General features: G+C 71.0%; 19 protein-coding genes. 12 read left to right on the forward strand and 7 right to left on the reverse strand.

Features of this window, described 5'->3' with window-relative positions; translation table 11 throughout:
* Positions 1 to 30 precede the first annotated feature (30 nt).
* Entirely contained in the window at positions 31 to 1,944 is a 1,914-nt protein-coding gene (locus ACQEU8_RS01305; RefSeq protein ID WP_433095842.1) for a non-ribosomal peptide synthetase, read from the forward strand.
* Positions 1,941 to 5,207: a non-ribosomal peptide synthetase gene (locus tag ACQEU8_RS01310; RefSeq protein ID WP_433095844.1), complete on the forward strand. Its 3,267-nt coding sequence runs from the start codon at positions 1,941 to 1,943 to the stop codon at positions 5,205 to 5,207. The genes ACQEU8_RS01305 and ACQEU8_RS01310 overlap by 4 nt, the downstream gene beginning before the upstream one ends.
* 128 nt (positions 5,208 to 5,335) lie before the next feature.
* Here the strand turns inward: ACQEU8_RS01310 and ACQEU8_RS01315 are convergent, their stop codons facing one another.
* Positions 5,336 to 5,563 carry an MbtH family protein gene (locus ACQEU8_RS01315; protein ID WP_433095846.1) on the reverse strand — a complete coding sequence of 76 codons (228 nt, stop codon included), beginning with the start codon at positions 5,561 to 5,563 and terminating at the stop codon, positions 5,336 to 5,338.
* Between the two features lie 294 nt (positions 5,564 to 5,857).
* Here ACQEU8_RS01315 and ACQEU8_RS01320 point away from each other — a divergent pair, with 294 nt between their 5' ends.
* From ACQEU8_RS01320 to ACQEU8_RS01345, 6 genes are all read left to right on the forward strand, one after another.
* On the forward strand, positions 5,858 to 7,234 hold the full coding sequence (locus tag ACQEU8_RS01320; RefSeq protein WP_433095848.1) for a condensation domain-containing protein: 1,377 nt from the start codon (positions 5,858 to 5,860) through the stop codon (positions 7,232 to 7,234).
* Positions 7,235 to 7,337: 103 nt separating this feature from the next.
* Positions 7,338 to 8,630, forward strand: a complete 1,293-nt coding sequence (locus ACQEU8_RS01325; RefSeq protein WP_433095850.1) for a lysine N(6)-hydroxylase/L-ornithine N(5)-oxygenase family protein — start codon at positions 7,338 to 7,340, stop codon at positions 8,628 to 8,630.
* Between the two features lie 16 nt (positions 8,631 to 8,646).
* Positions 8,647 to 9,297 carry an FMN-binding negative transcriptional regulator gene (locus ACQEU8_RS01330; protein ID WP_433095852.1) on the forward strand — a complete coding sequence of 217 codons (651 nt, stop codon included), beginning with the start codon at positions 8,647 to 8,649 and terminating at the stop codon, positions 9,295 to 9,297.
* Between the two features lie 3 nt (positions 9,298 to 9,300).
* On the forward strand, positions 9,301 to 10,119 hold the full coding sequence (locus tag ACQEU8_RS01335; protein WP_433095854.1) for a thioesterase II family protein: 819 nt from the start codon (positions 9,301 to 9,303) through the stop codon (positions 10,117 to 10,119).
* Positions 10,088 to 11,815, forward strand: coding sequence for a condensation domain-containing protein (locus ACQEU8_RS01340; protein WP_433095856.1), 1,728 nt, complete (start codon positions 10,088 to 10,090; stop codon positions 11,813 to 11,815). Before ACQEU8_RS01335 ends, ACQEU8_RS01340 begins: the two co-directional genes overlap by 32 nt.
* Positions 11,812 to 13,116, forward strand: a complete 1,305-nt coding sequence (locus tag ACQEU8_RS01345; protein ID WP_433095858.1) for an ATP-grasp domain-containing protein — start codon at positions 11,812 to 11,814, stop codon at positions 13,114 to 13,116. Before ACQEU8_RS01340 ends, ACQEU8_RS01345 begins: the two co-directional genes overlap by 4 nt.
* A 24-nt stretch (positions 13,117 to 13,140) precedes the next feature.
* On the opposite strand, the gene ACQEU8_RS01350 is transcribed toward ACQEU8_RS01345, so the two are convergent.
* Complete coding sequence (locus ACQEU8_RS01350; protein ID WP_433095860.1) at positions 13,141 to 13,593, reverse strand: hypothetical protein; 453 nt, start codon at positions 13,591 to 13,593, stop codon at positions 13,141 to 13,143.
* A gap of 434 nt (positions 13,594 to 14,027) precedes the next feature.
* Positions 14,028 to 14,585, reverse strand: coding sequence for a CGNR zinc finger domain-containing protein (locus tag ACQEU8_RS01355; RefSeq protein ID WP_433095862.1), 558 nt, complete (start codon positions 14,583 to 14,585; stop codon positions 14,028 to 14,030).
* Positions 14,586 to 14,713: 128 nt separating this feature from the next.
* Here ACQEU8_RS01355 and ACQEU8_RS01360 point away from each other — a divergent pair, with 128 nt between their 5' ends.
* The 3 genes from ACQEU8_RS01360 (at position 14,714) to putP (ending at position 18,684) form a co-directional block, all read left to right on the forward strand.
* Positions 14,714 to 15,406: a haloacid dehalogenase type II gene (locus ACQEU8_RS01360; RefSeq protein ID WP_433095864.1), complete on the forward strand. Its 693-nt coding sequence runs from the start codon at positions 14,714 to 14,716 to the stop codon at positions 15,404 to 15,406.
* A 214-nt stretch (positions 15,407 to 15,620) separates the two neighbouring features.
* Positions 15,621 to 16,670, forward strand: a complete 1,050-nt coding sequence (locus ACQEU8_RS01365) for an HD domain-containing protein (protein ID WP_433095866.1) — start codon at positions 15,621 to 15,623, stop codon at positions 16,668 to 16,670.
* Between the two features lie 463 nt (positions 16,671 to 17,133).
* Positions 17,134 to 18,684: a sodium/proline symporter PutP gene (putP, locus tag ACQEU8_RS01370; protein WP_433095868.1), complete on the forward strand. Its 1,551-nt coding sequence runs from the start codon at positions 17,134 to 17,136 to the stop codon at positions 18,682 to 18,684.
* Between the two features lie 56 nt (positions 18,685 to 18,740).
* Here the strand turns inward: putP and ACQEU8_RS01375 are convergent, their stop codons facing one another.
* Positions 18,741 to 19,655: a LysR family transcriptional regulator gene (locus ACQEU8_RS01375; RefSeq protein ID WP_433095870.1), complete on the reverse strand. Its 915-nt coding sequence runs from the start codon at positions 19,653 to 19,655 to the stop codon at positions 18,741 to 18,743.
* Positions 19,656 to 19,728: 73 nt separating this feature from the next.
* Here ACQEU8_RS01375 and ACQEU8_RS01380 point away from each other — a divergent pair, with 73 nt between their 5' ends.
* A complete protein-coding gene (locus ACQEU8_RS01380) occupies positions 19,729 to 21,105 on the forward strand; it encodes an MFS transporter (protein ID WP_433095872.1) in 1,377 nt (458 codons plus the stop codon).
* An 18-nt stretch (positions 21,106 to 21,123) separates the two neighbouring features.
* Here ACQEU8_RS01380 and ACQEU8_RS01385 read toward each other — a convergent pair whose 3' ends face one another.
* From ACQEU8_RS01385 to ACQEU8_RS01395, 3 genes are all read right to left on the reverse strand, one after another.
* Positions 21,124 to 21,687, reverse strand: a complete 564-nt coding sequence (locus ACQEU8_RS01385) for a dihydrofolate reductase family protein (RefSeq protein ID WP_433095874.1) — start codon at positions 21,685 to 21,687, stop codon at positions 21,124 to 21,126.
* 502 nt (positions 21,688 to 22,189) lie between these two features.
* Positions 22,190 to 23,497 (reverse strand): type III PLP-dependent enzyme, encoded by a 1,308-nt coding sequence (locus ACQEU8_RS01390; RefSeq protein ID WP_433095876.1) that lies wholly within the window; start codon positions 23,495 to 23,497, stop codon positions 22,190 to 22,192.
* Positions 23,494 to 25,290 carry an IucA/IucC family protein gene (locus ACQEU8_RS01395; protein WP_433095877.1) on the reverse strand — a complete coding sequence of 599 codons (1,797 nt, stop codon included), beginning with the start codon at positions 25,288 to 25,290 and terminating at the stop codon, positions 23,494 to 23,496. The genes ACQEU8_RS01390 and ACQEU8_RS01395 overlap by 4 nt, the downstream gene beginning before the upstream one ends.
* Between the last annotated feature and the right edge of the window lie 2 nt (positions 25,291 to 25,292).

The following is a 25,292-nucleotide window of genomic DNA, read 5'->3' on the forward strand; positions in this document are numbered from 1 at the left end:
CGTCCCGTACGGCCTTCGCGGAGACCACTCATGACACCAGCGCATGACGCAGCAGTCGCCCCCTCCCGCACCGCGCGCACCCCGCTCGACGGCTTCGCCGAGTGGGTCGCGCGCACCCCTGAAGCACCCGCGGTCGTCTGCGGGCCGCAGACCCTCAGCTACCGCAGGCTGGATCGGGCGGCCGACCAGCTCGGCCGCCGGCTGCGGGCAGCGGGCGCCGGGCCGGAGAGCCTGGTGGGTATCGCGCTGCGACGCTCGGCGGCCCAGTCGGTCGCGGTGCTCGGCGTGCTCAAGTCCGGCGCCGCCTGTCTGCCGGTCGACCCCGACCAGCCACCGGAGCGTACGCGCGCGCAACTCGCCGATGCCGGGGTCCGGTTGGTGGTGACTGAGAAGTCCGTCGAGGACGCCCGCGCCGAGGGCGGCTGGGGGCCGCAGGTTGTCTCCCTGCCCGTCGAGACCGACCTGACGGACGACGGCCCCGGCGACGGCGAGCAGCCGCTGACCGGGAGTGGCCCCGAGAACCTGATGTATGTGCTGTACACCTCGGGTTCCACCGGCCGGCCCAAGGGCATCGCCATGCATGCGGCTCCGCAGATCACGCTGCTGGACTGGTGTCGCCGGCGGTACGCGGAACAGCCCGTTGCGCTGCAGTTCTTCCCCCTCACCTCCGATGTCGGTTTCCTGGAACTGCTGTCCACCTGGTGGCTCGGCGGCTGCGTCGTCGTGGCAACCGAACACGAACGCCATGACATCGCCGCCCTGGCCGACGTCATCGACCGGCACCAGGTCACCAAGGTGCTGCTGCCGGTGCTGGCCCTGAACGGGCTCGCGGCGCAGGTGGCCGACGCCCCGGACCGCTGCGGCTCCCTGCGCGAGCTGATCACCACCGGCGAGCAGCTGGTGATCTCCCCCGCCGTCCGGCAGTTGTGCGACCGGCTGCCGGATGTGCTGCTGGACAACCATTACGGCTCGACGGAGCTCAACGTCGTCACGGCGCCCCGGCTGACCGCGCCCGCCGACGCCTGGCCGGAGCGCCCCGCGGTGGGCCGTCCCATCGTGGACTCCCGCATCTATGTGCTCGACACCGATCTGCGGCCGGTCCCGCCCGGTGTGCCGGGCGAGATCTACGTCGGCGGTGGTCCCCCGGCGCGGGGCTACCTCGGCAACCCCGCGCAGACCGCTGTGGCGTTCCTGCCCGACCCGTACAGCAAGGCCCCGGGCAGCCGGATGTACCGCACCGGGGACCGGGGCCGCTGGCGGCCTCACGGGGTGCTGGAGTATCTGGGGCGCGCCGACTTCCAGATCAAGCTGCACGGCTACCGCATCGAGCCCGGGGAGATCGAGACGCTGCTGCGCGAGCACCCGGATGTCTCGCAGGCCGTCGTCGTCAAGACGGGCGAGGGAGAGGACGCCCTGCTCGCGGCGTACACCAGCAGCGAGGGCCCTGCCCCGCACGCCGACGAGCTGCGCGATCATCTGGCCCGGCTGCTGCCCTCGTACATGGTGCCCCAGGCGTACATCTCCCTGCCGGAGCTGCCGCTGACCGCGACGGGGAAGGTGGACCGCAACCGGCTGCCCGAGGTGGACACCGCCAGAGCGTCGTTCGTCGCACCCCGGGACGAGGACGAGGCGGCGATCGCGAGGATCTTCTCCGACATCCTCGGCAAGGAGCAGGTCAGCGTCGAGGAGAGCTTCTTCCGCCTCGGGGGCCACTCCCTGCTGATCACTCAACTGGTGCACCGGGTCGGCAAGGCCTGCGGCGTCGAACTGCCGTTGCGCGCCGTCTTCGAGCGCGCCACACCGGCGCAACTGGCCCGGGACGTACGCCGGTTGCGCTCCGGGGAAGGAGCGGCGCCGGCCGAAGAGGGCGTCGTGCCGGCCGAAGAGGGGGCGGAGGCCAGGACTCCGGCTGCCGCGGCGGACTCCGGGCGGGTCAGGCCGTGACGGCGCTGCCACCCGGACAGCCGCTCTCGTTCGCCCAGCAGCGGCTGTGGTTCCTCGACCAGCTGCTGCCCGGCCAGGTCAGCTACCTCACCCCGCTCACCTACCGTGTCGAGGGCCGGCTGGACGGGGCGGCGCTGGAGGGCGCACTGCGTGACGTGGCGGCGCGGCATCCCGTCCTCCGCTGCCGCTTCACCGCCGACGGCGGTGAGCCCCGCGCGGTGGTCGAGCCGGCCACCGCGCTGCACCTCGAGCGGCGCGACCTGTCCGCTGACGCGGCGCCCTCGTACACGGCGGAGCAGCTGGTACGGCAGCGGCTGTCGCGCCCCCTCGACCTGCGTTCGGCCCCGCCCCTGCGGGCGGTGCTGCTGCGGCTGGCGGACGGCGACTGGCTCTTCCACGTCCATATCCACCACATCGCGTTCGACGGTCTCTCCCGCCCCGTGTTCGAGCGCGAACTCTCCGCTGCGTACGCGGCCCGGACCCGGGCGGGGGCTCCGGCGCTGCCCGTCGAGCCGCCGTTCGACTACTTCGGCTACGCCCGTGCGCAGCGGCGCGCCCTCGACGGGGCGGAGCGTGAGCGGCTGCTGCGTTACTGGCGGTCGCGGTTGGCCGAGGCGCCGACGGTGCTGGCGCTGCCCGCCGACCGGCCGCGTCCCGCCCAGCCGACCGGCCATGGTGCGCAGCTCGACTTCACCGTGCCCGCGGACAGCACCGAGGCGCTGCGCCGGGTGGCCCGGGAGCAGCACGCCTCGCTGTTCGCCGTGACGCTGGCGGTGTATCAGGAGCTGCTGGGACGGTACTGCGATGCCCGGCAGGTGCTGTGCGGCGTGCCGTTCGCGGGGCGCGGCGAGCCGGAAGCCGAGGAAGCGATCGGTTTCTTCACCCATACCGTGGCCCTCTGCGGCGATCTGCGCGGCACACCCTCGCTGGCCACCCTCACCGCGCGGGTGCGGGACGCCGTGTGGGACGCGATGGACCACCAGGAGCTGCCCTTCGATGTGCTCGTCGACGAGCTGGGGGCGGCCCGCGGCCTGGAGCGCAACCCTCTGGTTCAGCACTGGTTCGACGTCACCGACGAGACGCTGGGCGGGCAGTTGCTGGAGCTGCCCGGGGCGCCGACCATGAGGGTGGAGTACCCGGAGACGGTCACCCGGTTCGACACCGAGCTGCATCTGAGCCCTGTCGGTACCGAACTGCGCGGGCGGCTGCTGTACTCCACCGATCTGTTCGACGCGCCCCGGATGCGTACCTTCGCCGCTCACTACCAGCAGTTGCTCGCGGCCGCCGCCGCCCGCCCCGAACTGCCGATGTCCTGCCTGCCGTTGCTCTCCCCCCGCGAGCAGGCCGCGATGGTGGCGCGCGGCACCGGCCCCGTACAGGAGCCGGGTGAGGGCGAGGCGGGGCAGACGGTGGCCGCGCTGTTCGCCCGCCGGGTGGCCGAGCACCCCGCGGCTGTCGCCGTCGCGGACTCCACCCACACGTGGGACTACGCCACCCTGCATGCCAGGGCCACCGCGCTCGCGGCCCGGGTGACGGCGCACGGGTGCGGGCCCGAGGACGTGGTGGCGGTCTGTCTGCCACGGGGTGCGGAGCTGGTGTCAGCGGCGCTGGGGGCAATGCTGGCTGGCTGCGGCTATCTGTTGATCGACCCGGACCAGCCGCCGGAGCGCATCGGCTACCTTCTCGCCGACTCGGGTGCCCGCTTGCTGCTGACGGACGCGGCCATGCGCGCACAGCTGCAGCAGGAGGGCGAACACACTGCCCGGGGCGCGGGGACGGCGGGTGCGAGCCGTCGGGTGGGCGAACCGCGGGTGCTCGACGTGACCTCGATGCCGTACCCGGCACCCGAGGGCCGGCTCCGTCCGGCGCCGCACCCTGGACCGGCGTCGCGCCCTGGGTCGGCGCCGCACCATCTGGCGTATCTCGTCTACACCTCCGGCTCCACCGGCCGCCCCAAGCCGGTGGCTGTCACGCACGCGGGGCTGTCGCATCTGGTGGCATGGCATCTGGAGCGCTATCCGGTACGGCCCGGGGGCTCGGTCGTGACCCAGGTCGCCGGTGTGTCCTTCGATGCCGCCGCCTGGGAGATATGGCCCGCGCTGGCCGGCGGCGCCCGTCTGGAGATCTGTCCCGAGGAGGTGGTGCGCGACCCCGATGCCCTCGTCCGGCACTTGGCCGTCACCCGTACCGACAGCGTCTTCGCGCCCACGCCACTGGCCGAACAGCTGATCCGGCAGCCGCTCGGTGAGAAGACGGAGTTGACCCGGCTGCTGACCGGAGGCGATCTGTTCCGCCCACGGGAGTGCGACGACCCGGGCGTTCCGGTCCTCAATCACTACGGCCCCACCGAGAACACGGTGGTGGCAACCGCCACCGACGGGCTGCGCGCCCCCTGGGACGACAACTCGATCGGCCGCCCCATCGCCGGGGTGCGGGCGTATGTGGTCGACGAGCACCTCCAGTTGGCGCCGCCGGGCGCGCCGGGAGAGCTGTGTCTGGGCGGTGCGGGGCTCGCCCGGGGGTATCCGGGCAGGTCCGCGCTCACCGCCGAACGCTTCGTGCCGGACCCGTTCGCCGACGTACCCGGCGCGCGTATGTACCGCACCGGTGATGTGGTGTGCTGGCGGCCGGATGGGACGCTCGACTTCCTCGGCCGGCGCGACGCCCAGCTGAAGGTGAACGGCTACCGCATCGAGCCCGGTGAGATCGAGCAGGCGCTGCTGCGGTGTTCCGGCGTCCGCGAGGCCGTGGTCACGGCGGCTCCCGGGCCCGCGGGGAACACCCTGCTGACCGCGTACGTGGTCCCTGAGGCGGAGCCGCCGGACAGTGCCGGACTGCGCGCTCAGTTGCGCGCCTGGCTGCCGCCGTATCTGGTGCCCGAGGTGTGGCTGACGCTCGACGCCTTGCCGCTCACCCCCAGCGGCAAGGTGGACCGGGCGCGGCTGCCGGCTCCGCGGGAGGGGGAAACGGAACTCGCCGAGCCGCGAGGACCGCTGGAGGAGGAAGTGCTGCGGCTGTGGCGGGAGGTCTTCCCGGCCGCCCGGCTCGGCGTCACCTCGGACTTCTTCCTGGCGGGCGGCACCTCCATGGCGGCCTCCAGGCTCGCTTCCCGGATCCGGGAGTCGTTCGGTGTGGCGTTCCCGGTGCGCGCGGTCTTCGACCACCGGACGGTGGCCGATCAGTGCGCGGTCATCGAGCGGCGCGTCGTCGAGGAGATCTCACAAATGACGGAGGAGGAAATAGAGCAGGAGCTCAACCGATAGCCGGGAGGAAATCTGCCCGGCAGCCCGAAAGCGGTGGACGCAGAAACTCACAGCGACTCGGCCGGCACATTACCGAAACACCTCGCCGGGAATCCCGCCGGAGTTCTCCGGCGGGATTCCCGGCGTGCTCAATTACTGTTCCGGGAAAGGTCGCGCCGTACGCTCAGCGGCGTTATGTCGGTCCATACGCGCTCAATGTGCGCCAGGCAGGAAGCCTTGTCCCCTTCGACCCCCACACTGCGCCAGCCTGCGGGAACACCCCGCTCAGCAGGCCAGATCGAGTACTGCTCCTCGTCGTTGACCACGACCTGGAAGGAGGGTGCCCCCTCTTTTTCCTGCTCTTCCATAAAAGTCATTCCGTTCACCTCCGAGGTGTGGAGCATAGCCACTGGCTGATCGATGGTCGAGCCCTTGTGATTCCCTCTTGCCCGGGCGTATGCCAGCGTAGTAGTTTTTCACCGAACGTGCTGCACCGAAACATTGAGGCGTTCTTCCGAAGCGGCCTCAGATCCCTCTCCCGGAGGTTTTCTGCTGTGGTGGACGGAGCCGGGCAAAACCTGTCCGATGCCGGAAGGGAACTTCTCAGAAGACGACTCGCCGCCCGCGGAACGGCGACCCCGGACTCCTTACCCGAGCCGTCCGACGAGGCGGTGCCGCTCGCCCCGGCCCAGCACCGGCTGTGGTTCATCGACCGGCTCACCAAGGGCAGCCTGGCGTACAACGTCTCGGCCGCCTACCGCCTCCAGGGCCCGCTGGACGTTCCCGCGCTGGAGCGGGCTCTGACGTATGTCCTGCACCGGCACGAGGTACTGCGCACCCAGGTGACCGTCACCGAGGAAGGCGAGCCCCGGCTGCGGACGGCTTTCCGCGCGGAGGACATCCGCCCGGCGACGCACGACGTGACGGCGAGTCAGGATCCGGCGGCAGAGGCGCGCCGCCTCGCCGAGCAGTACTCCGACACCGCGTTCGACCTGGAACGCGGGCCGCTGCTGCGGCTGTGGCTGGCGAAGCTGGCGGAGCAGGACCACGTACTGGGCCTGACTGTCCACCACATTCTCTTCGACCGCGACTCGCTCGACATCCTCAGCCGCGAAGTCTCGGCCGCCCACCGCGCGTTCGTGGCCGGATCAGAGCCCGGTCTCGCACCGCCGGCCGCACAGTACGCGGACTTCGCGCGGGAGCAGGCCCGCTCGGCCGGGTCGGCGGATCTCGACCGGCGGGCCGGAGCATGGCGGGAGCGGCTGCGGGGTGTCCCGCCGGTGCTGGAACTGCCCGCCGACCACGAGCGGCCCGCGCAGCCCAGCTACCGCGCGGGGCAGGCGCCGGTGCGGGTGGCCCCCGACGTGTGCGCGAAACTGCGCGCGCTCAGCAGCGAACACGGCACCACCCCCTTCGTGGTCTTCCTCGCCGCCTTCCACGGACTGCTGGGCCGACTGGCCGCGCAGGAGGCGGTGCTAGTCGGCTGTCCGTTCAACGGCCGCAGCCGGGTCGCTCAGGAAGGGCTGATCGGCTTCTTCGTCAACTCCCTGCCGATCCTGGGTGACCTGCGCGGCGACCCCCCGTTCACCGAACTCGTGGACCGCGTGCGGGAGCAGGTCCTGGCCGCCTACGACGACCAGCACGTGCCCTTCGACCGCATCGTCAAGGCCGTCGACCCGCCGCGTGACCTGAGCCGCAACCCGCTTGTGCAGGTGTGGTTCGACCTGGCGGACGGCGGCCCCGGTGGCACCGCTCCCCCACTGGCGCTGCCCCAGATCACGGTCTCCTACCTGACCGAGGGCCGCACGCGCACCCGCTTCGACGCCGAACTCCACTTGGGTACGGCCTCGGACGGCGGCGTCACCGGGCGGCTGCTGTACGCGCGTGACCTGTTCGAGGAGCAGACCGCCGAGTCTTTCTGCGGCTACTACACACACTTCCTGGAAGCCGCCGCAGCACAGCCCGACACCCGAGTGTCCCGGATCCCCGTCCTGTCCCCCGACCAGTTGAGCGGCCTGCTCGACGACTGGGCGGTGGCCGGCGAATGACCACGACCCGGGCACCCGCCGCGGCGCCACGCGGCACGGCTCACCCCCACGCGTCGACGGGCCTGCGCCGTGGCGCGAGCCGGTACACAGAAGAGGAGCGAGCGTGAAACCGACGCACGGCACAGCACCCGTGGTGCACGACCTGGTCGGGGTCGGCTTCGGGCCGGCCAATCTGGCGCTCGCCGTCGCGCTGGAGGAGTTCGAGGGGACGAAGCCGCGCGCGCTGTTCCTGGAGAAGCGCCCCGCACTCTCCTGGCACCCCGGGATGCTGCTCGACGACGCCACCATGCAGGTCAGCTTCCTCAAGGACCTGGCGACCATCCGCAACCCCCGCAGCGGCTTCAGCTTCCTGTCGTATCTGGACGACAGGGGACGGCTGGTCGACTTCATCAACCACAAGGAGTTCTTCCCCTCACGGGTCGAGTTCCACGACTACCTGGAGTGGGCAGCAGCCCGGGTGGCCCACCTGGTGCGCTACGGCACCGAGGTGGTGGCGGTCCATCCGGTCACCGAGCAGCAGACCGTGACCGCCTTCGACGTCGTCGCCCGCCACCCGGACGGGGCCGAACGCACGGTGCGCACCCGCAACATCGTCGTCGGCACCGGTCTGGTGCCGCGGATGCCGGCGGGTGTGACGTCCTCGGACCGGGTGTGGCACAGCGCGGAGTTGCTGCCCCGGCTGGCGGAACTCGGGAAGCCGGGCATCGGCACCTTCGCGGTGGTGGGCGCGGGCCAGAGTGCCGCCGAGGTCACCGCCCATCTGCACAGCCGCTTCCCGGAGAGCCGCATCCACGCCCTGCTGCCCCGCTACGGGTACAGCCCTTCCGACGATTCGCCCTTCGCCAACCGCGTCTTCGACCCGGTCGCCGTCGACCACTTCTACGACGCCGTGCCCGCCGTCCGGGAGCGCTTCTACGAGCAGCACAGCAACACCAACTACTCCGTCGTCGATCTCGACTTGATCAACGAGCTGTACCGGCGCTCCTACCAGGAGTCGGTGCGCGGCGACAGACGGCTGCACTTCGAGCCGATGTGCCGCGTGGTGGCCGCCGACTCCGGCCCCGACCGGGTGCGCCTGCACATCGACCGGCTGCTGGAGGGCGCCAGGGACCAACTGGACGCCGACATCGCGGTGTTCGCCACGGGCTACCACCCCATGGATGCCGCGACGCTGCTGGGCCCGACGGCCGACCTGTGCAAACGCGACAGCGCGGGCCGGCTGCGCGTCGGCCGGGAGTACCGCGTGGAGACCTCGGCCGACGTCACGGCGGGCATCTACCTCCAAGGCGGCGTGGAGCACACCCACGGCCTCTCCGCCTCACTGCTGTCGAACGTCGCCGTCCGTGCCGGCGAGATCCTCACCTCGATCACCACCGGCCCCCACGCCGCCCGCTGACCAGGAGCCAGTCACCATGTACGTACCCGCCGACTACCGGCCGGCAGACCCCGGTTGGGCCCGCGACGTCGTCCGCGCCCAAGGCCTGGCCCTGCTGGTCACCGACGGCGCCCAGCAGCAGGAACCGCTGGCGACGCACTGCCCCGTCATCCCCTGGGGGGACACCCTGCCCACCGGCACCGGCGAGACCGGACTGGTCGGCGCGGTGCTGGCCGGGCACCTCAACCGGCAGAACCCGCACTGGGCGGCGCTGCGCGACGGGCAGCGGGCGCTGCTGGTCTTCTTCGGCCCCAACTCCTACATCAGCCCCACCCACTACGGCGTCAGTCCGGCGGCCCCCACCTGGAACTTCGTCTCCGTCCACGCGCACGGCACCCTCCACCTGCTGGAGCGCGGGGAACCGACCCTGGAGGTGATCCGCACCACAGTGCGGACGTACGAGGAACACCTCGGCACCGGCTGGGACATGACCGACTCCCTCCCGTACTTCGAGAAGATCGTGCCCGCCGTCGGCGCCTTCACCTTCCACATCACGCAGGCGGAGGGCATGTTCAAACTGAGCCAGGAGAAGCCGGACCCGATCCGCGAGCGGCTCGGCTCCGCGCTCGCCGACAGTGCGGCGGCCGGCGCCCGCCAGGTGGCGGCCACGATGCGCCGGTACGGCTGACCGGTGGCCGCTTCCCCGCGCTTTCTGCCGTACTGGACCGGCCGGCAGCACGGCGCCGAGGCCACTGTCTTCTGTCTGCCGCACGCCGGCGGCGGCGCCTCCACCTACCATCGCTGGGTGGGCGCCGACCCCGCGCTGGACGTGCAGCCCGTCCAGCTCCCGGGCCGGGAGGATCTGATCGGCATGGCGCCCGTACCCGATGCCGAACGGCTCGTGCCGATGCTCGGCGCACAGATCGCCGACGCCTCGGTCGGCCGCACCGTGCTGTTCGGCCACAGCATGGGTGCGGTCCTCGCCGCCGAACTGACCGCCTGGCTCCACCGCCACAACGCGCCCGTGCCCGCGCTGCTGGTCGTCTCGTCACGCCGCGGCGGCGCCCCTCGCCGTCCGGCAGCCGGGCAGCTCACCGCGCACAGTAGCGACGAGGAGCTCGTCGCCGGGCTGCTGCGGATGGGCGGCACCCACCGTGAGGTCCTGGAGGATCCGCAACTGCGCGCCCTGTTCCTCCCGACGGTCCGCAACGACCTGCTGCTCCTCGACCGTTACCGACGCGGTTACGGCGATCGGGAGCTGCCCGTACCGCTGCTGGTCTGCGCCGGCCGGGACGACACGGTCTCGCCCGACGAACTCGCCGACTGGGCCACGCACACCGCGCTGGAGTGCCGGGTGCGTACGTTCCCCGGCGGCCACTTCTACCTCCGCGAACAGCGGCGTGACCTCTTCCGGGCCGTCCATGAGGCGCTCGGAACAACCGGCCTGCCGTCCCCCGCCCCATCCCGGAAGGAGCACCATGCCGCAGACGCCGCAGACGCCGCCCGGTGACGGCGCTTCGCTCGACGAGGAGGAGACCACCGGCCTCCTCCTCGCTCTCATACGGGAGGAGCTGGGCGACGAGTCCGTCACGGAGGACGACGACTTCTACGCCGTCGGCGGCGACTCGCTCATCGCCGTGCGCATCGTCGCGCGGGCCAACGAACAGGGCGTCGGCATACGGCTGCTGGATTTGCTGATGCACCCCTCGGCGCAGGAACTCGCCGCAAATGTGAGCGAGTTGACGGCTCAGGAGTCGGCCGGCATCGCCGAGCCGTCCCCGCCCGCGCCGCCCGGCCCCGCGGAAGCGGGCACGCCCGGCCCCGCGGAAGCGGACGGCTCCGCCACGGCACCGTCCGGCATCGTCCGGCGCCCGGCGTCGGCTCTCCAGATCGGGCTGGTCTACCAGTGCGAGATGAGCGAGGACCCCAGCCTGTACAACGACCTCATCGGCGTGCGCGTACACGGCCCCTTCGACGAAGCCCGGTTCCGTACGGCACTGACCGCGCTGCTGGACCGGCATCCCGCGCTGCGCAGCTCGTTCGACCTGGCGGCCGATCCCGAACCGGTGCAGCTTGTGCACCCGGATCTCGCGCTGCCGCTGGAGGTCGAGTATGCGGCCGGCCCGCACGCCGGCACCGGCGCTGAGGACGCGGCCTGCGCCGCCGCGGCCGAAGCCTGGCGAGCCCGGCAGCTGGGCACGGCCTTCGACTGGGAGACTCCGCCGCTGTTCCGCTGTCACGTCGCAGCCGCAGCCGCAGCGGCCGAGAGCTTCCGGCTCACCGTCGCCATGCATCACGCGCTGATGGACGGCTGGAGCTTCGCGACCGTCGTCACGGACCTGCTCCGGCTCTACGACGCCGCCGTCACCGGCACCGACCCCGCACTGCCGACGCCGCCCCCCGACGCGCACGAGCTCTTCGTGGCCGCCGAACGCGACGCTGTCTCCTCCGCCGAAGCGGCACGGTTCTGGCGGCAGCACGCCGAGGGCCCCCAGGTGCTGCCGGACCGGGCCCGGGAGACACCGGGTGACGCGTCGGCCCGGCTGAGCCTGCCCTTCGACGACGCACTGAGCGCCGGTCTGCGGAGCTCCGCCGCGCAGGCGGCCACGCCCCTCAAAAGCCTGCTGCTGGCTGTCCACTCCTGGGCGCTGGCCCATTGGTCCGGGCATCCGGACGGCATGGTGACGGGTGTGGTGCTCAACGGCCGCCCCGAACAGCCCGGGGCCGAGCTATCGGTCGGGCTCTTCCTCAACACAATGCCGCTCCGGCTGCCGACCGCCGCCGGGACGTGGACGGAACGCGCCCGCGCCGCACGCGACGCCGAGATCGCGGCGACCCGCTACCGCCACTACCCACTGGCCCGGATCGAGGAGCAGACAGGCCGCCCGCCCTTCGACGTCGCGTTCAACTTCACCGACTTCCGCGTCTACCGGCAGCTCGACGGGCTGGGCACCCTCCGGGTGGACGAGTGGTACCACGCCGACAAGGCCAGTCACCCGGTCTCCCTGGACTACACGCTCGACTTCCCCGGCTTCGGCACCGGCCTGCTGGCCTCCTACGACCAGCAGGCCGTACCCGAGCACCGGCTCCGTGAGCTCGTCGGACTGGTGGAGGAGGGCCTGCGCTCCGCCGCGGCCGAACCGTCCGGCCGGCCACCCGCCCCGGCGGCAACCCCGGCCCCGGCCACGGCGAGCAGTTCGCGGTGAGCGGCGCCGTCGGCCCGCTCACCGTCGTCTACGACCACGGCTCAGCCTCGGCCGGAGAGCTGGCGGTAGGGCTCTCCCCGCTGGCCCCGCTCGTCTTCCTGGTGCGTCCGTCCGCCCACAGCGCCCGTACGGAAGGTGTCCTCGCCCAGTGCGGACGGACGCTGCGGATGACGGGCGATCCGCAGGCCGACGCCCGGGCCCTGGCGGCCGAACACCCGCGGGCCGTCCTCACCTTCGCGGAGAGCGAGCTGCGCTCCACCGCGGATCTCGCAGCACGGCTCGGGCTGCCGTTCCACTCCCCGGAAACCGCGGCGGCACTCACCGACAAGGCGGAACAGCGCACGCGACTGCGCCGCGCCGGACTCGACCAGGTGCGCAGCCATCAGGTGCACGACGAGGACGCGTGGTTCGCCGCGCTGGACGACCTGGGGCTGCCCGCGGTCGTCAAACCGCCCCGCGGACAGGGCAGCACGGCGGTGCGCACGGTGCCGGACCGCGCGGAAGCGGCGCGGCTGGCGGCGGCGCTCTTCCCCGCCGATCCGCACGGCTGGGTCGTCGAGGAGTATCTGACGGGGCGGCCGAGTCTGCCGCACGGCGACTACGTCTCGGTGGAGACCGCCACGACGCCCGCGGGGACGGTGCCGCTGGCCGTCACCGGCAAGCATCCGCTGGTCCACCCCTTCCGCGAGACGGGCCAGTTCTGGCCCGCCACGCTGTCGGAGGGAGAGCACCGTGCGGTCTGCGAGCTGGCTGTCGCCGCCGTCACCGCTCTCGGCGTCACCACCGGGATCTGCCACACCGAGATCAAGCTCGGCCCCGCGGGGCCACGGCTGATCGAGGTCAACGGCCGGCTCGGCGGCCACCTCAACGAACTGTCACGCCGCGCCTGCGTGGTGGATCTGGTCGGCTGGGCAGGCCGGCTCGCCCTCGGCCAGGAACTGCCGGGCCCCTTGCCCACGCCGTCCGAGGTGCACTACCAGTACAACTCCCTCGCCCCCGTGCAGCCGTGCACCCTGCGCGCCCTGCACGGCGCCAAAGAGGCACGCGCCGTGCCCGGCGTCCACGGCCACCGCCCCTACGTACGGCCGGGCGGCCGGCTGCCTGGCGGCACCGGCACCACCCACCTCGACCTGCTGTGGGGCGCCGCCGCCGACCACGACGCCATGACGCGCGCCGTCCAAGCGGCGCTCTCCTATCTCTCCCACGAGTTCGGATTCGACGACGGGAGGGTCGAGACCGTCCACCCGCGGCTCACCCCGCCACACCCGGCCCCGCTGTGCGGGCCGGGCCGGCCCGGTTGACCGCTCATATCCGGACGGAGGCGTTCACTCGTTCTGCTCCCAGGCGGTCACCGTGAACGTCACCTTCCGGCCCTTGGCCGAGATGTCCTGTACGCGCAGCAACTCGACACGTTCCTGCGAGTCGTAGGGGTGCGTATTGCAGAACTTCTGCCCGACCCTGAGCTTTGAGAACGGGATGGGGTCCGTGAGCTCGGCAGCCTTGCCGCCCTTCATGACGGCGTTGCAGCTTCGCCCGTCCTGCTGGCCTGTGCTCCGGAAAGCCAGACCGGCCGAGGGCGAAAAGATCACTTCTGGTTCGCTTCCCCTGCGCCCGCACGGATCGACCGACACGTCCGGTTCCGATTCCACGGCGAAGCCTCCCTCCAGGATCTTGGGAGCGGTGCCGTCCAGGGAGGCGGAGGTGGTGTCACAGCTGGAGCCGAACTCTTCGTCTGCTTTGCCGCCGCCCAACGTGAGCGACGCGTCCTTGTACTGCAACCGCAACTGCGCCACCGGACTCGACGAGCTCGCAGCGGGCTTCGTACTCGGTTCGGTCCGGCGCTCCGGTTCGGACTTCTTCGTCTCGTTCGAGCAAGCCCCGATCGCAAGCACGGTCGCTATGGCCGCTACGGCCCCGGTCGTCAGTCGCATGGAAGCGAGGGTTCCAGGGGGCGCGGGGCTCGACAATCGCACTGAGTGCCAACCTTTGTTCCGGTGAGGGGGTGCCCCTGTCTGTCGCTTGCGGTCTGCGGGCGCGTAGTGGCTGGTCGCGCAGTTCCCCGCGCCCCTTACGGGGCGCGTCCGCATCCGCCCAGCTGCGCTTGGGCAGTCTGCTCCCCCAGCCTCCGGCCGGGAGGTACCCCCAGGGCGCAGGGTGGGCAAGCGCAGCACCCATCCCCGGGGTCGGCTCTACGGGCCGGCGATGCCGGGCTCTACCTGAGCTCGCGGCCCTGTTCGGCGGCTTGTCTGCGGGCTCGGTAGGCCGCGGCTTTTACGCGATTGCCGCAGGCGTCCATGCCGCACCACGTGCGGCGGGTACCGCGGGAGCGGTCGAGGTAGAGGCGGGTGCAGCCCGGACGACCGCACTCCTTCAGGCACGCGTGGCGGTCGGCGAGCATGGCGATCCCGCTGCGGGCGACATGGGCCAGCGCGGAGCGGAGATCTCCTGACAGCCGCAAGCCCGCGTCACTGAGTGTGACCGTGGGCAGCGGTCCGGCAGCGGCGTCGTTGACGATGTCCAGGCTGGCCGACGTAAAGCGACGCTCCAGCATGCGATCGAGGGCCAGCTGGTAGATCGCTTCGCGGAGTCGCAGGGCGGATGTGAAGGTCGCGGCGTCGGCGGTCACCTGGTCGGGAAGCTCGTCGCATTCGAGGACCCACTGCTCGAGATCGGCAGGGGCGGCCAGGAGGTCGACGGGCTTGTCTCGACGGGAACCCACCGTACCGACCAGGTCCAGAGCCGGGTTGCCGCTCACGAATGCGAATCTCACGTCACCATCTTGACCGGTGACGCGAGATCGGGCAACAATCGTCACCTGTTCAACCGGTGACGCGACCGAGCGCAACGGGGCCAACCCCTGGTACGTCGCCCCCGACCACGCCAGGAAGAGGAGCCCGCATGGCCGAGGCATGCGACATCGAGGTCGTCGTCTTCGACATCCTCGGAACGATGGTCGACGAGCCGGGCGGACTTCGAGCGGCCATTCGCGACGCGGTGCCCGCCTCCGACGAAGCGGCTGTCGACCAGTTGCTCACCGTGTGGCAACAGCATGTCGAGCACGAGCAGCAGCGCATCGAGGAAGGGAGCCGGGCATTCGCCGCCACCGGGGTCATCGATCGCGAGGCAGCTGAACGCGTAGCCGACTGCGCCGGGCTCACCGACCCGGCGGCCATCGAGCGACTGGCTACCGCGGGTCAGCGCCTGAAGCCCTGGGACGACTCCCTCGCCGGACTCGCACGCCTCGCGCGGCGATTCCCTGTGCTGGGGCTCTCCAACGCCAGTCGCGCGACTCTGCTCCGGCTCAACGCATACACCGGACTGCGTTGGCACCAGGCCTTGTCCGGCGAGGACGCCCATGCCTACAAGCCCGCACCGGCGATCTACCAGCTCGCCCTCGACGCGGCAGGCTGTCCAGCAGAGCGCGTGTTGAAGGTCGCCGCCCACGCCTGGGACCTTCGTGGAGCTCAGGCAGTGGGAATGCGTACCGCCTACGTTCAGCGACCGGGCGGCGATCCCCCCAAGAGCACCGACACCTTCGACTGGCGGTGCGACAGCCTGGATGAGCTGGTCGCCGCACTGTCGGCCACGTAGAAGCCGCCGAATCCGCTGCGCGGCGCCGATCTCTCCCAACTGGGAGACGCCTCCGAAGTGATCGAAATCGTCGTGCACTCCTCGCAAGCATTTGCACGTTCAACGACAGCAAGGTGGTCTGCTGACGAAAGCGGGCTTCGACCTCCTCCCGTAATTAAGGGGCGAGTTGCAACTGGGATGCCGAGCCCAATTTTCCGCGCCCTAGAGTGATCTGGTGGACAGTCAGAATGATCACAACTCGCCGCACGACAACACCAACGCCGCCGCATCGCCCGTCCCCACCAATGTTGTCGGCCTCGACAAGACGTTCACAGATCCGCTCTGGCGAATATCCGTCCGCCTGCGGCCAGTTGAAGTCGACCTACTGCGTACCGAACCACTTCGGCGCCTGCATTTCGTCGCGCACGGCGGCGCCTCGACGATCAGCACTCTGCAGTCGTACTCCAGGCTTGAGCACACCCTCGGTGTGCTCGCGCTGGTCGCGCATTTCCGGCCGGAGGACGAACTGCTACGCGTCGCCGCATTGCTGCACGACATCGGCCACCTGCCACTGAGCCACACCTTCGAAGGCGTCTCCGGTCTTGACCATCACGCCATCGGCTTGGACTTGTTGCAGGCCGACCCGGTCCATACGGTGCTGAAGAAACACGGGATCAGTGCTGCGGCCGTGGTCGCCGCCCTGGGCGAGCGGTCCTCTTCGCCGTTGCGCAACCGGTCCGGCTTGCTGAGTCTCGACCACCTCGACTCCTATGTGCGCAGTGGGCGTGCGGCAGGGCTACTTGACACCGGTCCAGCCGTCTTGCTGGACGGACTGGAGCTCAGGGATGCTGCCGTATCGGCCGACCGTGCGACCGCCGCGTGCCTTGTCGGTCTGATCTGCGCGGAAGCACGCTTGCACACTTCCTGGGACAACGTGGGACCGGTCTCGGTGGTCCGCCGCCTGGCCGGCCGACTTCTCGACTCCGCCGCAGTAGCTCCGGCCCGGCTCGCGCGGATGACCGATCCCGAGCTGTGGTCGACGTTCGACTCCTTCGCCGGTACGCGTACGGAGAGCGCCATGCTCCGGTACGAGCTGCACCGGTTGAAGGTCGTCGTCGGCGCTGCTCCTGAGGAGTCTTCTGGCTGGGACTTCTCGCTGCGCAAGATCTACACCTCCGCACCGCTGGTGGACGGCCGGCGGATCGAGCTGTCCGCACCCGAACTCGCGAACCAGCTGGACGCTCTCCAACTCCTTCCCACCACATTCTCCATCTGGTGGAGCTGAGTATCCGCAGTTCCGCCACACCGCCGGGAGCATGCCCGCGCGTACGTGCCCGGTCGGAATTGCTCGTCGGCAATGCGGCGCGCTCCGGCGATGGTTTTCCCCGATATCGGGTAATGGAGCCACTTCTCGCCGCATCCCCATCGGTTCGACAGTGCTCAACCCACTCTGTGCCGGAATGCAGCCGCACCGCAGACCATGACGCGTGATCATTTTCAGGGGCGGCTGCCAGGCCGGCGGGTGCTACCGCGACAGGGGTTCCGAGCTGCGCATCATCACAATCCGGAACCGATCAGCAGGTCCGGCGTCGGATTCTCTCGCCAGTAGGCGCTGCGCCTTTCTAAGCTCCAGCCGCCCGACACCTCCAGCCTCCCCAACCCGAAAATGTGGCCACCTACCCGGCATGTGCCAACGGTCGCTTCCGCTTCACACGGAGTAATACATGATCGCCCTGACCGTTCCAGTCATGATCACTTTCGGAGTCTTTCTGATCGCAATGGTCATGGTCGGCGTTATCACGCACGAAGAAACGGCCACATTCGATGACTTCACCGTCGGCAGCCGTCGACTCTCCGCCCCGGTGGCCGCCCTGTCCGCCGGAGCCGCCGATATGTCCGGTTGGCTGTTCCTCGGCCTGCCGGGGGCCGTGTACATGGCCGGAATCGGAGCCACTTGGATCGCCGTCGGCCTGATCATCGGCACCTATCTCAATTGGCGTCTTGTCGCGCCCCGCTTGCGTGTCTATACCGAGCGGGTCGGTGCCGTGACCCTGCCCGCGTACCTGGAGGAGCGGTTCGAGGACCGGAGCAGGGTGCTCCGGCTCCTCTCGGCCACCGTCACCGTCGTCTTCTTCACCGTGTACGTCTCCAGCGGGCTGATCGCGTGTGGTCTCCTCGCCGACGAGATTTTCGGCGCCGGCTTCGAGCTGGGACTCAGCGTCTTCGCCGTGGTGATCGTGATCTACACGATTCTGGGCGGCTTCCGGGCCCTGAGCGTCAGCCACTCCATACAGGGCACGCTGATGTTCCTCGCGGCGATCGCCCTCCCCGCGATCGCCATCTGGCAGCTCGGCGGATTCGACGTACTGCACAGTGAGCTCACCGCCAAGGCCCCGGCGCTGCTCGACCCAGGAGCCGAGGCATCGTTCGCCGACAAGAAGTGGACGGCGGGAGAGCCGCTCGGTGCCGTTGCCCTGATCTCGCTGCTCGCCTGGGGGCTCGGCTACTTCGGCCAGCCCCACATACTGACCCGCTTCATGAGTATCCGCAGCCCACGGGAGATACCGCTGGCCCGCTGGCTGGGCGTGGGCTGGGTGATCGTCGTCCTGGCGGGCGCGTCCCTCATCGGTCTCGCCGGGATCGCCGCGCTGGACAAGCCGCTCGGCAACCCGGAGACGGTCTTCATCGCGCTGTCCGCACACGAGACCTCCCCCTGGGTCGCGGGGGTCCTGCTGGTGGCCGTGCTGGCCGCGATCAAGTCGACGGTGGACAGCCAGCTGCTGGTCTCGGCCACGTCCCTCACCGAGGACCTCTACCGGGCGTTCCTCAATCGCCGGGCCTCCGACACGTTGCTGCTGCTGATCGGGCGGCTGAGCGTGCTGGCCGTGGCGTTGATCGCCTACGCGATCGCGCTGAGCGGCGGCGCCGTGCTCGACATCGTCGCGTACGCCTGGGCGGGATTCGGGGCCGCCTTCGGTCCGGTGATCCTGCTGTCGCTGTTCTGGCCGCGGATGACGGCGGCCGGGGCGAAGGCCGGCATGCTCGCCGGTGCCCTCACGGTGCTCCTGTGGAAGAAGATCGACCCGCTCCTCGGGCCGCTGGAGACCGGCGTCTACGAGATGGTGCCCGGCGTGCTCGCCGCTACCGCGGCTGCACTGCTCTTCGGCAAGTACGTCGGACGCCGCCCGGCGCGCGACTGGGCCCACACGACGGCGGCCGACACGCCCCAGAGCACGCCGGAAAACCCGGCCCCGTGGCCCCCGCACCCCACGCCGCCCATGGACGGCCCCGGCAGGTGACTCGGTGACCGAAACCGAGCCCTTGCCAGTGCATTTGCCCGCACTGCTGCCTCCTGTCAGTGCTTCGGGAGCAGTTGGGCAGCGGTTGCGGTGATGGTCTCGACGGCGTGGGTGAGGGTGGGTATCTCCCGGGCGCCGAGGCGGGTGACGGCCATGATGCGGCGGGCCGGGGCCGGTTCCCCGTGCAGCGGGATGCGGGCCACCGGCGGCTCCTCGCGCAGTCGCGCCAGCCGCGGTACGAGGATCACCCCAAATCCGTGCGCGACCAGTGCGGTGCCGGTGTCCCACTCGTCCGCATAGTGGGCGATGTGGGGGGTGAAGCCGGCGCTCATACAGGATGCGAGGACCAACTGGTGATAGGTCGTGCCCGGGTTGCCCACGATCCACGATTCCCGCGCGGCGTCGGCCAGCGTGACCCGTTTCTGCCGGGTCAGGGGATGGTCCTGCGGAACGACCAGGTCCAGTGGATCGTCCAGCAGCGGCTGCTGGTCGAAGCGGTGGTCCGTCATGGGCGGCGAGTCCGCCGTGACGACCAGCAGCGCGAGGTCCGCCTCTTCGGAGAGCAGCAGGTCGAAGCAGCGGTCGGGTTCGGCTTCGATGATGCGGACCGTCAGATGCGGGTGGGCGTCGCGCAGGCCGGCGGCAGCGGGTGGCAGCAGTCGGCTGGCGGCGGTGGAGAAGCCGCACAGGGTGACCTGCCCGGTGGGTTCGGTAGCGGCAGCGGCCAGCTCGGCACGGGCGAGTTCCCACTGTTCCTGAAGGCGCTCCGCATGACGCAACAGAAGGCGGGCCGCGTTCGTCAGGCGGATACCCCGGCCCTGCTGCACCACCAGCTCCACGCCGACCTCGGCCGCGAGCTGCCGTAGCTGGTAGGAGACGGCAGAGGGCGTGTAGTGCAATGCCTGTGCCGCGGCGGTCACCGTGCCGTGTTCGGCGACCATTTGAAGGATCCGGAGCCGGTGGTCGATCATGCAATGAGTTTGCACGGTCAGGCCCGGAATTGTTTGATTCCCCTCGTCTTTCGTTGCCCGCAGACTGGCCAACGTGACTGATCAGCGTGCTTGTTCACAGCGGAGCGCGTACTCGTTCCCGCCGCCCCTGACGTCCGCCCCGGCCGCACGGCGCTGGTGGCGTGGCAGGCCGGAGGGGCGCGCCGACCGCCGGGCGGTGCGGACCGCCGCTCTCCTTGTGGTGGTGCTGACCGCGGGCGCGTATCTGCCCAGCCCGCTGTATCGCGACTATCAGCGTCTCTTCGGCTACGACGACCTGGTCATGACGCTGCTCTTCGCCACGTTCGCTCTGGTCAGCGGCCCGGCACTGCTGCTGTGCGGGCCGGCCGCTGACCTCGTCGGCCACCGACCGGTGCTGCGCCTGAGTGTGCTGCTCGCCGCTGCCGGCTCCGGCTGCTTCGTCCTCGCCACAAGCCCGGCCTGGCTGTTCGCCGGGCGCACCGGCCACGCGCTGGCGCTGGGCGCTGCGACCGGGGCGGCCCAGGCGCTGATCACCTGGCACCGCAGTCCCGCCGCTCGCGTCGGCGGACCGCTGCTCGCGAGCCTGGCCTTCGCAGCAGGAACCGCCGCGGGACCGGCCGTCTCCGGCGTGCTCGCCCGCTACGCCCCCGGGCCGCTGGTCACCCCCTATCTGCTGCATCTCGCCCTGCTGACGTGGGTGTGGCACCGGCTGCAGCGGACCGTGCCCGAACCGGCCGTCAACAGCAGGGCGCAGCGGCGGTGGCGCCCCGCCCGGCCGCACATCCCACCCGCTCTCCGGACGCTGTTCCTGATCGCGGGGCTCAACGGGTTCCTCGCCTGGGCCGTCGTCGGCATCTACCTCGCGCTCGTGCCGGCACTCCTCGGGCGGTCCCTGCACAGCGACAACCCGGCCCTGTCCGGAGCCGTACTGGGCGGGGTGCTGGCATGGTCCCTGCTTGCACAACTCGTCGGCGCACGCTGCGCCGCACAGACCGCCCAGCAACTCGGCGTCGCCGCGCTCACCGGAAGCCTGCTGCTGCTCGCCGCCACCGGGGCCGCCTCACTCCCGGCCACACTCGGCTCCGCGCTGCTCGCCGGGCTCGGGCACGGGCTGGCCTTCAGCGGTGCCGCCCGCGCGGTGGACGCGCGCACACCGGCCAGACACCGGGCCGGGGTCGGTGCCGCGCTGTATCTCCTCTTCTACCTCGGGTCCGGAGCACCCGCCGTCGCCGTCGGACTGATGACCACCTGGCTGCCGCTGACCGTATCGGTGACCCGCCTCAGCTGGGCCGGCGTCACCCTGGGTGTACTCGCCCTGCTGGCCACCTACTGCCTCGCCGGCTCCGTACGACGCGTGGGGGCGCACCCGCAGACCGCAAGTGCCGGACAGGGGCACTCCCTCACCGGAACAACAGCGAGGGCCGCGCAAGATCCGCCGGGCACCTCATAGGGCTCGGCGAAGAGCCGACTAGCGCATCACGCGGTAGCGAAGGTAGACGACCCTCGAACTGAAGGTGCGGGTCTCGACGAGTTCGAGATCCACCCGGCGCTCGCGCTGGGGAAAGAACGGAATGCCACCGCCGACCAGCACCGGGTAGACCATGGCCCGGTACTCATCGATCAGACCCGACGCGGCCGCCTCGGCGGCAAGCGTCGCGCCGCCGATCGCGATGTCGCCCTCCCCAGGCTCGGCTCGCAGCCGCTCGATCTCCTCCGCCAGACCGCCGGAGGCCAGGCGGGCATTGCCCTGCACCGCCGACAGCGTGGTGGAGAACACCACCTTTGGGAGCGGTTTCCAGAGCGCGGTCCATTCGAGCTCGGCGGCGTCGAGCGAGGGATCCTGGTCGGCGGTCTCCCAGTACAGCATCGTCTCGTACAGCCGCCGTCCCAACACGTGGACGCCGACGTCTCGGATCTCGTCGATCCAGAAGCGAAAGACCTCGTCGTCGGGTGCCGTCCAGTCGAAGTTGCCGTCCGGTCCGACGATGTAGCCGTCAAGTGAGACGCCCATCGAATAGGTCACGCTGCGCATCGGAAGTCCTCCTCGGTGACGGGTTCGACAGTACGACCACCGGACGCCGCAGGACTCATCGCGGCTCGCGGGATTTCCTGGGCCGAGTCACTTCACGGATACGAGGGCGTTCTCGGGCTTCCGCAGCGCTCCCGTATCGGGGAACCGGCGCACGCTTCCGGCGCGTGTGCGTCACAACGCACCGCCGCCGCCTCCCAGGGCGGCCCGGAAGTGGGCGGCTGTTTTGGACACCGTTTGCTGGCAGTGGGCGAACCCCGTTTGCGGGGTGCACGGGACGCCTTGGGAGCGGGTCGGCTGGGCCGCCAGGGCCGAACCGGCAGACGTCGCCATGACCACAGCGGCACAGACAAGGGCCTTCCCGAACATCACGGACCTCCGAAGCACTCAGCGACACGGGCCCGGTCGCGGGCCTTGAGAAAGCCTTATGTGGGGCGGGAGCCGATGACGCGCGAGCACGCCGACATTACGCCCTTTGAGCACCGCAACTCCTCCGTGCGCTCGGTCAGCCCTGCGCCCCGGAGGCCGTACGGGTTGGGCAGTCGCCGCGCACTTGCGGGTGGCGGACAGGGCCCTCGGAGTCGTCGAGGAAGTGGAAGGCGGGCCGGGGGTGCATCAGGAAGTCGTGGTGGGAGATGTTCCAGGCGTACGCCCCGGCCAGTGCGAACACCACCAGGTCACCGGGGCGGAGCCGGGCCACGGGCACCTGCCGGGCGAGGACGTCCTTGGGGGTGCACAACTGACCGGCGAAGGTGATGGGCCCGCACTCGGCCACGGGGCGCGGCCAGGGGTGCGGCCAGTTCTCGACCGGCAGTACGGCCAGGGGCTGGTCGTGCTGCTTGGCGGCGGGCGTCCGCAAGTGGTGGGTGCCGCCGCGCACCACGGCGAACCACTCGCCGTGGCTGGGCTTCACGTCCAGCACCTCGGTGGCGTACCAGCCGCAGTACGCGGTGATGGCGCGGCCCGGCTCCACGCGCAGCGTCAGGCCGGGGTGGGCGTCGAGGATGCGGGCGAGTCCGGCGCCGTAGGCGGCCCAGTCGAAGCGCGCCGCGGGGTCGGTGTAGTCGACGGCCATGCCGCCGCCGACGTTCACCTCAAGACGTTCGGGAAATACCGTGCGGTGGCGGCGGGCCAGCTCGACCGTGCGGTCCACGATCTGCTCGGCGACGGCCACCTGGTCGGCGGCGTCCAGACCGCTGGCGAGGTGGGCGTGGATACCGCGCAGCCGCAGCCGTCGATAGCGGCACTCGGCGAGCAGTCCGAGGCAGCGTTCCAGTTGGGCGGGGTCGAGACCGAACGGTGTGGGCCGCCCGCCCATCGCCAGCGCGCTGCCTTCCAGTTCCCGCCCGGACACCGGCAGGTTGGCGCGCAGCAGCACGGGGACTTCCCGCTCTCCCTCCGTGCGGGAGGCCAGCTCGCCGAGCATGTGCAGTTCGTGTTCGCTCTCCACGTGGATGCGCTCGACGCGGTCGGTCTCCAGCGCCGCTCCCAGCTCGGCCGGCGTCTTGCCGGGGCCGCCGAACGCGAGCGGGGACTGGGGGACGGCCTGGTGGACGTGGGCGAGTTCGCCGCCCGAGGAGACCTCGAAGCCGTCCATCCAGGGGGCGAGGGCGGCGAGGATGGCGGCCTCGGGGTTGGCCTTGGCGGCGTAGTACAGCTCGACGCGCTCGGGCAGAGCGGCGCGTATGGAGGCGGCGTGCCGGCGCAGGGCGGCCAGGTCGTAGAGGTAGGCGGGGAGCTCCGCACCGGAGAGGCCGGCGAGGCGGCGCCGTATGGAGGGCGGGACGGCGGGCTGGGGGCTCCGGTCGGTCATCGGGGGCTCCAGGGGGTGGTGCGAGCGGCCGCGTCGGCGAGTACGTCCGCGGCCAGCGGTGAGGGCAGTCGGACGTAGCCGGCGTCGCGGTCGGCCTTGCGTTCCCAGCGGGTGAGGAGGTTGGCCTTGGCGGGCAACGGCACCCCGGCGAGCAGTGCGTTGAGCCGCGGGGTGCGGCCGTGGCGCTCGGCGTGGTCGTGCAGCGTCTCGCGGACCTGCGCCCACAGCGCCGCCTCCTGTGCGGGGTGCAGATCGGCGAGCGCGGCGAGCAGTTCGGCGATGTGGTTGACCAGCAGGCAGTAGACGACCCGGTCCCAGCCGCGCTGGGCGTCGTACGTCATCGGCCGCGCCACTTCGGTGGGCAGCGCGGCCAGTGTCCGCGCGTGGTGCTCGGGGAGGAGCTTGGCGCCCTCCAGATCGCGGAAGAGCACCTGCGCGGGCATGCCGTCGGCGTCGACGCAGAGCAGGACGTTCTGGAGGTGGGGTTCGAGGACGAGCCCGTGGTCGAAGTAGGCGGCGAGCACGGGCGGGACGAGCAGCCGCAGGTAGGCCGCCCACCACTCCCGTACGGCCTGCGGGCCCGCGCCGTCCAGCAGCCGGGAGACGTGGCCCGGTCCTGTCGGGTACTCGTCGGCGACGGCGGCGGCGAGCAAGGGTGTGGTGCCGAGCAGCAGGTACGGGGCCAGGCCGTCGCGGACGATCACGCCGAAGCCTTCGAGCAGACCGCGGTCGGGCGTGCCGTCGGGTCCGGGCAGAGCGAGGCTGCGGTAGGCGGGCTCGCGCAGTACGGCGGCGCCGGGGAAGCGGTCGGCCAGCTCGCGCAGTACGGGCTCCAGGTGGCGGGTGAGGGCGACGGCGCCGGACAGCTCGTAACTGCTGTTCTTGCGGAGGCAGTTGGTGATGCGGACGTTGAGGCTGAACTTCAGGAATGTCTCGCCGTCGTACAGCGTCCGTACGGAAGCGGTGGCGGCGAACGGCCGGTTGCCCTCGCCCAGGTCGAGGATGTCGCCGCCGTCCAGGGCCGCGCGCAGCCGGGGGTGCTCGCGCAGCATCTCGTACTGCCATGGGTGTGCGGGCAGCAGTCTGTAGCCCTCGGGTACGGAGTCGGCCAGCCGGTCCAGCGGCGCCGCCGCACCACTGACGGCGGTCTCCTCCGCCAGCAGGTGCTCGCGTACGGCCAAGTGACGCAGCGGAAAGGTGGCGCCCGCCTCCGGTGCGTAGGTGGCCCAGGACGACGGGGCGCCGGTACGGGCCTTGGGGGTGGGGTGGAAGCGGTGACCGAGGAGGAGGGACTGCTCGGAGGCGAGGTAGCGGGCCGGTGTGTCGTCCGCGGTGGCCTGCGCGGCGGATTTTCGGGTACGGCCGGCGAGTGCCGCGGCGACGCCCTCGTGGCTGGAGGCGAGCTGCTCGGGGAACTCCTCGTTGCGTACGCCGGTGCGGAGGAACAGCTCTTCGTGTGCGTACTCGGCGAGGCGCCGCCAGCCGACCTCCGTCCAGCCGCCGTCGCCGTGCTGCTCGGTGACGGGCCCGGTGAAGCGGTGGGCACCCAGCAGTGAGGTGCGGCGCAGCGCGACGCGGAGCAGCACGCCAAGGCGGGGCAGTCTCAGCAGCAGCCGCCCGTCGACGACGGCAGTCTGGTGTTCGGGGCCGGAAACCTCGCGCAGCAGGCAGTTGAGGAGGGTGTGGGTGACGGCCTCGTCCGGCGTGGGCAGCCGGGTGGGGGTGGCTGACGGGGAACTGTCGGGGTCGTTGTCGGTATCGGGTTCGGTGCCGAGCGAGGTAGTCGGCTGCATCA

Origin of the sequence: Streptomyces sp. CA-250714 (genome assembly GCF_050936705.1) — a bacterium.
GTDB lineage: Bacteria > Actinomycetota > Actinomycetes > Streptomycetales > Streptomycetaceae > Streptomyces.